The sequence below is a fragment of the Frigidibacter sp. MR17.24 genome, assembly GCF_037095655.1.
Classification (GTDB): domain Bacteria; phylum Pseudomonadota; class Alphaproteobacteria; order Rhodobacterales; family Rhodobacteraceae; genus Frigidibacter.
The window spans coordinates 354,993-366,542 of sequence record NZ_JBAWKE010000003.1 but is presented as its reverse complement, the minus strand read 5'-3'; the positions used below and the strand labels follow the sequence as shown (position 1 = coordinate 366,542).

Sequence of the window (11,550 nt, the reverse complement as noted above, 5' to 3'; positions counted from 1 at the left end):
CGATGCGGATGCCAGCACCGCAGACATCGGAGGACATCATGTTTCATGCCATTTCAGGGCGGCGCCGCGCCGTCCTCGGTTGCCTCGTTTCCGGCACGTTCGCGGCCCTTGTCGCGCTGCCCGCCGCGGCGCAGGAGGGGCGGACCTATGTCTATGCCTCGCAGCTTCAGGGGCATCCCTACCTGCTCGATAGCCTGCTGGGAATGGATTACGCCCAGTCGAAGTTCGGCGTGAAGATCGAGCGGCTGGGCCCGCAGGGCTGGGACCCGGTCGCGGGCGCCGAGGCGGTGGAACAGGCCATCGCGCGCAAGCCCGACGGCATCATCACCACGCTGTGGGAGCCGGGCGCGGTGCCGGGCATCCGTCGGGCGATGGAACAGGGCATCCCGGTGGTCGTGATCGAGGCGGTGACGCCCGACGACGGCGGTGCGCTGACCTTCATCGGGCTCGACAATTACGAGGCCGGGGTCGACACCGCCAAGGAGCTGATCGCGCGCGGCGGTGACGAGGGGACCTATGTCGCCTCGGGCAACTGGGGCGCGTCGAACACCGACGCCAAGTTCCAGGGCCTGCAGGACTATCTGAGCGCCCATTCGAAATGGACGCTGGCCGGCCGGATCGACGACAAGGCGACGACCTCGACCGCGATCGACGCGGCCAAGACGATGTTCAACACCTATCCCGACATCACGGCGGTGGTCGGCCTCGACAGCTCGTCGGGCACCGGGATCTGCCTGGCGGCAGAGGAACTTGAGAAGGACATCGAGGATCTCACGGTCATCGTCCACGACCGCGAGGACCCGGTGCTGGAATGCATCGCCGACGGGGTGATCGACGCGACGATCATCAACAAGACCGCGCTGCAGGCCTATCTCGCGGTGCAGATGCTCGAGGCCTACAACGATGCGGATGTCGGCCTGGCAGGGGTTCCGATCTCGTCCGACAACCCCGCGGCCGGGGTCAATCCGTTCCCCAAGGCGATCTACATGGGCACCGAGGTGATCGACGCCGAGAACGTCGAGTACTTCGAGCGCAAGGCCCTGCCGCAGTTCTGAAACCGACCTGGATCCGGCCCGCGCCCCACCGGCGCGGGTCCTCGCGCGGGAGGATGCGATGACGATTGCCGAACGGATCTCGATGGAGCGGTCTGCCCCGGCGCCGGGCCCGATCCTCGAGCTTGAGGGCGTGAGCAAGAGCTATGGCGCGGTGCAGGCGCTGCGCGGCGTGTCGTTCCGCGTCGCGCGGGGCGAGGTGCATGCGATCCTGGGCGAGAACGGCGCGGGCAAGTCGACCACGCTCAAGATCATCAACGGCGAGATCGAGCCCGACGAGGGCCGCGTGCTGGTCGCCGGCCAGGCGACCGAGGCGCGCGAGCGCAAGCGCGGCGACATCGCCATGGTGCACCAGGAACTCGCGGTCTTTCCCAACATGTCGGTGGCCGAGAACATCTTTGTCGGCCGCATCCCCCTGACCGGCCGGCGGATCGACTTCGAGCGGATGCATGCGCGCGCGCGCGACCTGCTGCGCCTGTTCGGGCTGCGGATCGACACGCGCGAGATCCTCGGATCGCTGACCCCCGGTCAGCAGCAGATCGTCGAGATCCTGCGCGCGGTGGAAAGCGAGGCGAGCCTTCTGATCCTGGACGAGCCGACCTCGGGGCTGAACAACCACGAGGCGGCGACGCTGATGGGGTTGATCAAGCGGCTGCGCGACGATGGCCAGACCATCCTCTATGTCTCGCACCGGCTGCCCGAGGTGCTCGAGATCGCCGACCACGTGACGGTGCTGCGCGACGGCCAGTTCATCGAGACGCTGCGCAACGCGGATCTGGGCGAGGATGACCTGATCCGCCGGATGGTCGGGCGCGACCTCGGGCCGGTCGCCGCCGCGCCGCGCGCCGCGGCACGGGACGCCCCGGTGCTGTTTGCCGCGCGCGGCCTGTCGCAGGCCGACCAGTTCCGCGACATGGACGTCGAGATCCGCGCCGGCGAGATCGTCGGCGTCTTCGGCCTGGAGGGGTCGGGGGCCGAGCAGTTCTCGCAGGCGCTGTTCGGGATCGTGCCGCCGACCTCGGGGACGATCGAGCTGAAGGGGCGCAGGGTCGCCTCGGTCAGCCCCGCCGCGCTGGTGCGCGCGGGCATGTCCTACCTGCCGGGAAACCGGAAGGAGGCGGGGCTCTACATGGAGCGGTCGATCGCCGACAACGTTTCGGCCCCGGTGCTGGACCGGCTGTCGCGCTGGGGCGTCGTCGATGCGCGCCGGGTCGACGCGCAGGCGAAGGACGACATCCGCCGCTTCGCGATCCGGGTGCCCGGGCCGCAGGGGCTGCCCAGACAGCTGTCGGGCGGGAACCAGCAGAAGGTGATGGTGTCGGCCTGCCTCGCGACCGGGCCCGAGGTGATCGTGCTGAACGAGCCGACGCGCGGCGTCGACGTCGGCGCCAAGGCCGAGGTGCACGAGGCCGCGCGGGCCGAGGCGGCGAGAGGGCGGGCGGTGCTGGTCTTCTCGTCCGACCTGCCTGAGCTTTTGCGGCTGTCGCACCGGATCGTGGTGATGCGCGGCCGCCGCTTGGCGGGCGAGGTCGCGGGCGCGGCCATGGGAGAGGAAGCGGTGATGGCGCTGGCCGCCGGAACGCGCTGAGGAGGGCGAGATGAGCATGACGCAACCCGCGGGTGTCGCAGAGCACCGGCCCGGCCCCGCCGCGCGGCGGCGCGGCTGGCTGGCCGGAAACGGCTTTGGCGCGAACATCCTGCCGCTGGCGGTGATCACGCTGGCCGTGGCGCTGTTCCTGGCGCTGACGCGCGAGAATTTCGCCACCGGGTCGAACATCAGCTCGATCCTGTTCGGGGTCTCGATCGAGTTCCTGGCGATCATCGGCTTCACCTACGTGATGGTCATGCGCGAGATCGACCTGTCGGTCGGGTCGGTCTTCGCGCTGACCGGGATGCTGACCGGCGCGCTGCTGGTCGCCGACTGGCCGTTCTGGCCCGCGGCGCTGGTCGCGCTGGTCGTCGCGGCCGCCATCGGCTTCGTCAACGGCTTCCTCGTCGTGCGCTTCCAGATCAACTCGCTGATGCTGACGATCGGCACGATGCTTCTGGTGCGCGGTCTTGCCAACGTGCTGGCGAATGCGCTGGGCGGGCAGACCTATCCGCGCGCCTTCCGCCAGTTCGCGCGGACAGACCTGTTCGACATCCGCATCACCATCGTCGTGATGGTCGCGGCCGTGGTCGCGGCCTGGTGGTTCCAGCGCCGGATGGGCCTGTTTCGCAAGATGTGCTTCATCGGCGAGAACCCGAGGTCGGCGGTCGTCCACGGCATCCGCGTCGGGAGGATCAAGATCGCGGCCTTCGTGGCGAGCGCCGTGACCGCCGGCATCGCCGGGATCTTCACCGCCTCGCGCATCACCCATGCCGACAACCAGATGGGCATGGGTCTGGAATTCGTGATGGTCACGGCCGCGATCATCGGCGGCGCCAGCCTCTATGGCGGCAAGGGCGACCTGCGCGGCTCGGCCCTCGGGCTGCTGCTGCTGGCGCTCGTGCTCAACGGAATGATCATGTACGACATCGAGCCCGTCTTCCAGCAGTTCGTCATCGGGGCGCTGCTGATCGCGACGGTGGCCTTCGACACGCTGGTGAACCGGAGGACGAAATGACCGACCAGATCCGCAAACCCTCGGTGCTGCGCGCCGCCCGGCTCGAGCAGGAAAGCCTGACCTGCGGCGTGGTGATCGCGCTGGCGCTGGTGCTGGCGGTCGTCTCTCCGGCCTTTCTCGATCCCAACAACCTCGCCTCGCTGCAGACGGCGGTGGCGCCGAACCTGATCGTGGCGCTGGGGATGATGACCCTGTTCATGATCGGCCGCTTCGATCTGTCGGTGGGCGCGGTGATGGGGATCGCGGGCATCGCCTCGGCGATGGCGCTGAACGCGGGCTGGCCGGTGCCGCTGGCCTTCGCGGCGGGCATCGGCACGGGGCTCGCGATCGGGGCGTTCAACGGCGCCATGGTCGCCTTCGTCGGCATCAATCACCTGATCGTCACGCTGGGCGTGCTCTACATGACGCGCGGCGTGATCGAGGTGGTGATGTCGGGGCAGGCGCTCGCGGGGTTCACCAGCTTTCCGCCGGGGTTCGTGACGCTGGGAACCTGGGGCGTGGCGGGGCTGTCGGGGCTGTTCCTGTTCGCGCTGCTGCTGTCGCTGTGCTTCGAGGGCGGGCTGCGGCTGACGCTGACGGGGCGCAAGCTGCTGTTTCTGGGCGGCAACCCCGCCGCGGCCGAGGCGACGGGCATCCGGCGCCGGCGCACCGAGTTCTGGTGCTTCGTCCTCTGTGGCGGGCTTGCGGCGCTGGCGGGCGTGCTGATGACCGCACGGGTCGGCATGGCCAACCGCTACATGGGCGAGGGGCTCGAGATGCAGATCTTCATCGCCTGCCTGATCGGCGGCGGCTCGATCGCGGGCGGCAAGGGCAGCTATGTCGGCGCCCTGGCCGGCGTCGCCTTCGTCACCCTGCTGACCAATGCCTTCAACCTGCTCTCGGTGCCGTCGGCCTGGCAGGCGGTGGTGATCGGCGCCGTGCTTGTCGCGGTGGTGGTGGTCGACGGGGTCATGGTCCTGCGCAAGGCGGGCCGCCCCTGGAGCGCGATCCTCGGGCTGTTCCCGAACCGCATCGCCGCCGGCCGGGCCTGACTGCCCAAGCCGCAGGCCGGACGGCAAAAGGGCCGGGTGACGGAACGCGTCACCCGGCCCTTTTTCGTCCTGGCGCGGATGCCGCCGCCGCCCTCACGCCTCGAGCGGGTTGCCCGAGACGAAGCCGCCGTCGACCTCAAGGCACATCCCGGTCACGTAGCCGGCCGCCGGCGAGGCGAGGAACAGGCACGGGCCGACCAGATCCTCGGTCGTGCCCCAGCGCCCGACCGCGGTGCGGGTCGAGACCGCCTTGTCGCCGAACGGATCCGACCAGATCGGCCGGGTCATGTCCGTCTTGTGATACCCCGGCGCCACCGCGTTGACGCGGATGCCGTCGCGGCCCCACTTGTGCGCCAACGCCCGGGTCAGCCCCAGCACCCCGGTCTTCGACGCGGTGTAGGCCGGGACATTCGCGTCGGCCATGTAGGACAGCATCGAGGCGATGTTGATGATCGCCCCGCGCGCCGCCGCCAGCTGCGGCTTCAGCGCGACCGACAGGAAGAACTGGCTGTTGAGATTGACATCCATCGTGTCGAGCCAGATCTCCTCCTCCCATTCCGCGCCGCCCCGCGCGATGCCGGCGCCGTTGAGCAGGACGTCGCAGCGGGTCTGGCGGGCGGCGAAGGCGCGGATCGCCTCGCGGTCGCGCACGTCGAGACGCTCGAAGCGGATGCCGGGCTCTTCGGCAAGCGCTGCGATCTTGTCGGCCGAGGAGCCCGTGGCCGTCACCTCGGCCCCGAGCGCCGCGAAGCCGCGCGCGATCGCAAGCCCGATGCCGCTGGTCGCGCCCGCCAGAATGACGTGCTTTCCGGCAAAGAGATCCGGGCGGAAGGTCGCGACGATCTCGTCCGCGGGGGGCAGGTCTTTCATCTCGGGCTCCTCATGCCAGTTCGCGCAGCGCCGCGACGACCATGTCGGGCGTGACGCGGATCGGTTCGTTCTCCATGATCTCGCCGGGACGGCAGGCGCGCGCGGCGATCGTCTCGAGCTTGGCGTCGGTCACCTCGGCGATGCCGAGGTCGGCCAGCCGCGTCGGCAGCCGGACCGAGGCGCAATAGTCGCGCACCTGCGCGAACTCGTCGCGCCGCCCGTGGATCAGCAGCGTGGCCAGCACGCCGATCGCGACCTTCTCGCCGTGCAGGTGATGGTGCACGTCGGGCAGTTCGCACAGCCCGTGGTGGATCGCATGCGCGCCGGCGACGCCGCCGGATTCGAAGCCCGCGCCCGACAGCAGGATGTTGGCCTCGACCACCTTCTCGAAGGCGGGCCCGGCGGTGTCCGCATCGCATTCGGCCAGCGCCGCCGCGCCGTGTTCGAAGATCGTGTCGCCGCACAGGCGCGCGATCTCGAAGGCGAGGGGCGAGCCGTGCGTGCCCCAGCAGTTCGGGGCATCGGCGCGTCGGGAGCTCTCGGCCTCGTACCAGGTCGCCAGCGCGTCGCCGATCCCGGCGGCCAGGAAGCGGGCAGGGGCCTTGGCCACGACGTCGGTGTCGACCAGCACGAGGTCGGGGTTGCGCGGCAGGAAGGCGTCGTGATCGACGGTGTGATCGTCGCGGTAGATGACGGCGAGCGCCGAGCAGGGCGCGTCCGACGCGGCGATCGTCGGCACGATGACGCAGGGCACCCCGCCGAGGCGATGGGCGACCGCCTTGGCGGTGTCGAGCGTCTTGCCGCCGCCGATGCCGATGACGATCTCGGCGCCGGCCGCGGTTCCCGCCTCGACGCCGCGGTCGATCTCGGCCTGCGAGCATTCGCCGCCGTGCACCAGCAGGTTCAGCTCCAGCGGGCTGGCGCCGCGGCGCACGGCCTCCTCGAGGAAGGTCACGTTGCCGTCGAGCAGGCAAAGCGCCCGGGTGCCAAGCGGCATCGCCTCGGCCCCCAGCCGGGCCAGAAGCCCCGGGGCCTGGATGTATCGGCCCGGGAAGCGGGCTCCGGTCACGCGCATGTCAACCTCCTCACCAGCAGGTATAGCCGCCATCGGCCAGCACGATGGACCCGGTCATCAGGCTCGCGGCCTCGGACGCGAGGAACAGGATCACCGCGGCGACCTCGTCGGGCCGGCCCATGCGGTTTTGCGGGGTGCCGCCGACCCAGTGGCGCATCAGCTCGGGGTCGTCGTAGACGTAGTTGTTCATCTCGGTCGCGATGTAGGTGGGCGCCACGGCATTCACCCGCACGCCCCGCGCGGCCCATTCGGCGGCGAGCGACCGCGTCAGCTGGTGCACCGCCGCCTTCGAGGCGTTGTACTGCGCCTGTTCCTGCGGGCGGTTGACGATGAAGCCCGACATCGAGCCGACGTTGACGATGCTGCCAGATCCGCGCTGCAGCATCCGCGCCCCGAAGGCGCGGCAGCACCAGAACAGGCCGTTGAGGTTGATGTCGATGACGCTCGACCAGACATCGTCCGACATGGTCTCGGCCGGTTCGTTCGACCGGGCGATGCCGGCGTTGTTCACCAGCACGTCGATCTGCGGATAGCGCGCGGCGAGGGCCTCGACCGCGGCCGAGCTGGTCACCTCGAGCCCGGCGGCGGTCACGTCGTGGCCCTTGGCCCGCAGGGCCTCGGCCGAGGCTTCGGCCGTGGCGAGGTCCCGGTCGGTGAGGATCACCGCCGCGCCGGCCTCGGCCAGCGCCTCGCAGGTGGCAAGGCCGATGCCGCGGGCGCCCCCGGTGACGAGGGCGGTCTGCCCGGCCAGGCGGAAGCGGTCGAGATAGGGGGTCATGCGGTTCTCCGGTGGGGATGCGCCGGCGTCGGCGCCTGCGCGGCGTCGAGCGCGTCGAGGTCGTCGTAGAAGGTCTGGGCCGAGGCATAGAGGCGGTCGAAGACCGGCTGCATGCGGGCGTAGGTGTCGGCCCAGGCCGGATCGGGGCGGATCTCGCGGCCGTGGCGCACCAGCCGGCCGGCGGCCTCGGCCACGTCGCGCGCGGCACCGGTCGCGACCGCGGCCAGGATCGCGCAGCCGACGAGGCCGCATTCGGCCTCTTCCGGGATCAGGATCGGGCGGTCGTAGATGCTGGCCTTGATCTTCAGCCACAGGTCGGCCTTGGCGCCGCCACCCGAGGCGATCAGCGCCTCGGGCCGGGTGCCGGTCGCGCGTTCCATCACCGCGAGGTGGCGGTTGACCGCGAAACCCACGCCCTCGAGCACCGCGCGGTGCATCTCGGGCAGGCCGTGCCGGGCGGTCAGCCCGAAGAACTGCGCGCGCGAGTTGCGATGCGCGCCCAGCCGTTCGCCGACCAGATAGGGCAGGAACAGCAGGCTGCGCGACCCGGCCGGCGCCTCGGCCGCCTGGTCGAGGATCTCGGCATAGGACAGCGCGTTGCCATGGAAGGCGCGGCGGGCCCAGCGCGCGGCGTCGCCGCCGCTTTCCAGCAGCACGAACCCGCCCCAGTTGCCCTCGGCCGTGCCGACGTTGCTGATCTCGGGGTCCAGCAGCGGTGCCTTCGCGACCAGGGTCAGGATCGCCGATGTCCCGGCGACCTCGGAGGCGAGGCCCGGCCGGCAGACGCCCGATCCCAGCAGCGCGACCGGATAGTCGCCGCCGCCGCACAGGACCGGCGTGCCCTGCGACAGCCCGGTCTCGCGCGCGGCCTCGGCCGTGACCCGGCCCACGATCTCGGTCGGAAGCCGGATCGGCGGCATCCGGGTGATGTCGAGCCCGAGCCGGTCGAAGATCCGCGGCGACCAGTCGCCGGTCGCGGGGTCCATGAGGAAAGAGCACGCCGCCTCGGTCCAGTCCATCGCGCGCGCGCCGGTCAGCCGAAGGTTCACCCAGTCCTTGGGCATCATCACCGTCCGGGTCCGGGCCCAGGCGGCGGGATCGTGGTCGCGCAGCCACTGCTGCTTGAAGGCGGGCCAGGCGGGGGTGGGCGGGTTGGCCGTGGCCGGCAGCCACTCGGCGAGGTCTTCCCGCGCCTCGAAGGCGCGCACATAGTCGAGCGTGCGCTTGTCGTTCCAAAGCGGCACGGTCTCGCGTGCGGCGGCGCCGGCCTCGTCGACCAGCACCGTGCCGTGCATCTGGCCGCAGGCGGCGACGGCGGCGATGGTGTGGCCCGCGGCGCGGGCCGCCGCGGTCACCTCGCGCAGGGCGGCGGCGGCGGCCGACCACCAGTCGGCCGGGCGCTGCTCGGACCAGCCGAAGGCGGGCACGATCTGCTGGTATTCCCGCACCGCGAGCGCCAGCACCCGCGCATCCGGTCCCATCAGCGCGGCACGGGTCGACCCGGTGCCGATGTCGATGGCGATGGTGCAGTCCATGGTCTTGCCGTCCATGATCAGCGGCGCAGCAGGGTGGAGCCGTTCTGCAGCACCACGGCGATGACGATGATGACCCCCAGGTAGACCTGCTGGTGATAGCCCGGCACGCCCGCGAGGTTCATGATGTTGCCGATCACGCCCAGGATCATCACCCCGAGGAAGGTGTTCACCACGCCGCCGCGTCCGCCCATCAGGCTTGCGCCGCCGATGACCACGGCCGCGATCACGTCAAGCTCGTTGCCCTCGCCGACGCTGGCCGACCCGACGCCCGAGCGCGAGGTGATGATGACCCCCGCCACCGCCGCCAGCGCGCCCGAGATGACGTAGACCGACAGCACGTACCACGGCACCGAGATGCCCGAGAGGCGCACCGCCTCCTCGTTCGAGCCGATGGCCTTCACCAGCCGCCCGAAGCGCGAGAAGTTCAGCACCACGAGCGCGATCAGGAACAGCGCGAACATCAGCAGCGCCGGGTTGGGGAAGCCGAAGGTGAACGAGGTGCCGAAGCTTGACAGCGCCTTGCCGGGCGCGCCGAGGGTGATCGGCTGGCCGTTCGACAGGATCAGGGCGAAGCCGCGGGCGGCGGTCATCATCGCGAGCGTGATGACGAAGGCGGGCAGGCGGAAGAAGGCGATGAAGATGCCCGACAGAAGGCCGCAGGCCGCGCCGATCCCCACCACCATCGCGATGCCGACGGGCAGGGGGTATTCCCTGAGCAGGATCGCCGAGGACACCGATCCCAGCGCCGCGATCGAGCCCACCGACAGGTCGATGCCCCGGGTCAGGATCACGAACAGCATGCCGATCGCCATGATCCCGATGCCGGACATCTGGCGCAGCACGTTCATCGCGTTGCGTTCCGACAGGAAGGCGTCCGACTGCGCGGCGGCGACGACCAGCAGGATCAGGAAGATCACGAAGGTTCCATAGGTGTGGAACGCCTTCATGAAGTCGAAGCGGCGCGCGGGCGAGGCGGGCTCGGGGTTGGTGGCGGTGGCTTCGGTCATGCGTGTGTCTCCCTGGCCGTCTGGGGCCTGACAGTTCCGGGCTGCGACTGGCGCATCATCGACAGCGCGAGCAGCTTCTCTTCCTCGAAATCCTGCGGCTGCAGCTCGCCGCGCAACTCGCCCTCGCCCATGACGAGAACGCGGTCGCACAGGCCGAACAGCTCTGCGTGTTCCGAGGAGATGACGATCACCGCCTTGCCCTCGGAGGCGAGGCGATGGATCAGCGAATAGATCTCGGTCTTGGCGCCGACGTCGACGCCGCGGGTCGGCTCGTCGAGGATCACGAGGTCGGGATTCGCGTTGAACCACTTGGCGAGCACGACCTTCTGCTGGTTCCCGCCCGAGAGCGAGGAGACCGGGTCGTGCATCGAGCCGAGCTTGATGCGCAGCGAGCGGATCAGCTCCTGCACCAGCGAGGCCTCGGCATCGGGGCGGAAGAACCCGGCGGTGGTCACCCGGGCGCTGTTGGCCATGGTCGCGTTCTTCGCGATCGCCATGTCCAGCACCACGCCCTGGCCCTTGCGGTCCTCGGGCACGAGGCCCACGCCGCGCCGCACGGCCTGCTTGGGCGTGCGGGGGCTGTAGGGCCGGCCCTTCAGCACCATCTTCCCCGCGCTGACCGGGTCGGCGCCGAAGATCGCGCGCGCGACCTCGGTCCGGCCCGAGCCCACGAGGCCGCCAAGGCCCACGACCTCGCCGGCGCGGATCGCGAAGCTGACGTCGCGCACGCCGTTGGGCAGGCACATCCCGTCGACGCGCAGGATCTCGTCGCCGATCGTCGTCTCGGGCTTGTCGCCGAACAGCTGCGACAGCGGGCGGCCGACCATCATCGGGATCAGGTCCTGCACCGGCACTTCGGCCGGTGTCACGGTGCCGACCCGGCGGCCGTCCTTCATCACGGTGATCCGGTCCGAGATGGCGTAGATCTCGTCAAGCCGGTGCGAGATGTAGACAACGCCCACGCCGTCGGCGCGCAGGTCGCGGATGATCTGCAGCAGCCGCGTCGCATCGCCGGTCGACAGCACCGCCGTCGGCTCGTCGAAGACGATCGCCTTGACATCGCGCGACAGCGCCTTGGCGATCTCGACGACCTGCTGGTGCGCGACCGGCAGGCTCGAGACCTCGGCGCGGGGCGAGATCGCGAAGCCCAGCCGCTCGATCAGCTTGCGGGCCCGCTCGTTCAGCCGCGACCAGTTGATCTGCGCGGGCAACTGGCCAAGGAAGATGTTCTCGGCCACCGTCAGGTCCGGGGCCAGCGCCATCTCCTGGTGAATCACCGCGATGCCGCGGCGGATCGCGTCGGTCGGCCCGGCCAGGCGGATCTCCTCGCCCTCGATCAGCTGCCGCCCGCCGCTCGGGCGCATCTCGCCGCCCAGCACGCGCATCAGCGTCGACTTCCCCGCGCCGTTCTCGCCGACCAGGGCATGGACCTCGCCCGCGTTCAGGTCGAAATCGACCTCGCGCAGGGCGTGGATGCCCGAGAAATTCTTGGAAATGGCCTGAAGTTCGATCAGTGCCGTCACGCGCGCCCCTCCCGGTCGTGCCTGTCGCGACCGGTGTCGCGCGGGCCTCCTCGCCCGCGCGACACCGGCCCTG

10 protein-coding genes are annotated in these 11,550 nt (G+C 70.4%); 4 read left to right on the top strand and 6 right to left on the bottom strand.

Annotation, left to right across the window (positions count from 1 at the left end; translation table 11 throughout):
* The first annotated feature begins 38 nt into the window (after positions 1–38).
* Genes V8J39_RS13925 through V8J39_RS13910 form a run of 4 tightly spaced genes read left to right on the top strand, consistent with a single transcriptional unit; the run spans position 39 to position 4,689 of the window.
* Entirely contained in the window at positions 39–1,055 is a 1,017-nt protein-coding gene (locus V8J39_RS13925; RefSeq protein ID WP_336461529.1) for a substrate-binding domain-containing protein, read from the top strand.
* A gap of 58 nt (positions 1,056–1,113) precedes the next feature.
* Positions 1,114–2,640 (top strand): sugar ABC transporter ATP-binding protein, encoded by a 1,527-nt coding sequence (locus V8J39_RS13920; RefSeq protein ID WP_336461528.1) that lies wholly within the window; start codon positions 1,114–1,116, stop codon positions 2,638–2,640.
* Between the two features lie 10 nt (positions 2,641–2,650).
* The gene (locus tag V8J39_RS13915) at positions 2,651–3,658 is read left to right on the top strand and encodes an ABC transporter permease (RefSeq protein ID WP_336461527.1); all 1,008 of its coding nucleotides are present in this window, start codon (positions 2,651–2,653) and stop codon (positions 3,656–3,658) included.
* Positions 3,655–4,689, top strand: coding sequence for an ABC transporter permease (locus V8J39_RS13910; protein WP_336461526.1), 1,035 nt, complete (start codon positions 3,655–3,657; stop codon positions 4,687–4,689). The genes V8J39_RS13915 and V8J39_RS13910 overlap by 4 nt, the downstream gene beginning before the upstream one ends.
* 93 nt (positions 4,690–4,782) lie before the next feature.
* On the opposite strand, the gene V8J39_RS13905 is transcribed toward V8J39_RS13910, so the two are convergent.
* Genes V8J39_RS13905 through V8J39_RS13880 form a run of 6 tightly spaced genes read right to left on the bottom strand, consistent with a single transcriptional unit; the run spans position 4,783 to position 11,477 of the window.
* Positions 4,783–5,559 (bottom strand): SDR family NAD(P)-dependent oxidoreductase, encoded by a 777-nt coding sequence (locus V8J39_RS13905; RefSeq protein ID WP_336461525.1) that lies wholly within the window; start codon positions 5,557–5,559, stop codon positions 4,783–4,785.
* Positions 5,560–5,569: 10 nt separating this feature from the next.
* A complete protein-coding gene (locus tag V8J39_RS13900) occupies positions 5,570–6,634 on the bottom strand; it encodes a glycerol dehydrogenase (protein WP_336461524.1) in 1,065 nt (354 codons plus the stop codon).
* A gap of 10 nt (positions 6,635–6,644) precedes the next feature.
* The gene (locus tag V8J39_RS13895; RefSeq protein WP_336461523.1) at positions 6,645–7,412 is read right to left on the bottom strand and encodes an SDR family NAD(P)-dependent oxidoreductase; all 768 of its coding nucleotides are present in this window, start codon (positions 7,410–7,412) and stop codon (positions 6,645–6,647) included.
* Positions 7,409–8,962, bottom strand: a complete 1,554-nt coding sequence (locus V8J39_RS13890; RefSeq protein ID WP_336461522.1) for a xylulokinase — start codon at positions 8,960–8,962, stop codon at positions 7,409–7,411. Before V8J39_RS13890 ends, V8J39_RS13895 begins: the two co-directional genes overlap by 4 nt.
* A 2-nt stretch (positions 8,963–8,964) precedes the next feature.
* Positions 8,965–9,954: an ABC transporter permease gene (locus V8J39_RS13885; RefSeq protein WP_336461521.1), complete on the bottom strand. Its 990-nt coding sequence runs from the start codon at positions 9,952–9,954 to the stop codon at positions 8,965–8,967.
* Positions 9,951–11,477, bottom strand: a complete 1,527-nt coding sequence (locus tag V8J39_RS13880) for a sugar ABC transporter ATP-binding protein (protein WP_336461520.1) — start codon at positions 11,475–11,477, stop codon at positions 9,951–9,953. The genes V8J39_RS13885 and V8J39_RS13880 overlap by 4 nt, the downstream gene beginning before the upstream one ends.
* Positions 11,478–11,550: the final 73 nt, after the last annotated feature.

Bases quoted from the DNA above. Each gene is read 5' to 3' on its own strand.
- V8J39_RS13925 (WP_336461529.1), top strand. From the start codon at position 39: ATGTTTCATGCCATTTCAGGGCGGCGCCGCGCCGTCCTCGGTTGCCTC.
- V8J39_RS13920 (WP_336461528.1), top strand. From the start codon at position 1,114: ATGACGATTGCCGAACGGATCTCGATGGAGCGGTCTGCCCCGGCGCCG.
- V8J39_RS13915 (WP_336461527.1), top strand. From the start codon at position 2,651: ATGAGCATGACGCAACCCGCGGGTGTCGCAGAGCACCGGCCCGGCCCC.
- V8J39_RS13910 (WP_336461526.1), top strand. From the start codon at position 3,655: ATGACCGACCAGATCCGCAAACCCTCGGTGCTGCGCGCCGCCCGGCTC.
- V8J39_RS13905 (WP_336461525.1), bottom strand. From the start codon at position 5,559: ATGAAAGACCTGCCCCCCGCGGACGAGATCGTCGCGACCTTCCGCCCG.
- V8J39_RS13900 (WP_336461524.1), bottom strand. From the start codon at position 6,634: ATGCGCGTGACCGGAGCCCGCTTCCCGGGCCGATACATCCAGGCCCCG.
- V8J39_RS13895 (WP_336461523.1), bottom strand. From the start codon at position 7,412: ATGACCCCCTATCTCGACCGCTTCCGCCTGGCCGGGCAGACCGCCCTC.
- V8J39_RS13890 (WP_336461522.1), bottom strand. From the start codon at position 8,962: ATGGACGGCAAGACCATGGACTGCACCATCGCCATCGACATCGGCACC.
- V8J39_RS13885 (WP_336461521.1), bottom strand. From the start codon at position 9,954: ATGACCGAAGCCACCGCCACCAACCCCGAGCCCGCCTCGCCCGCGCGC.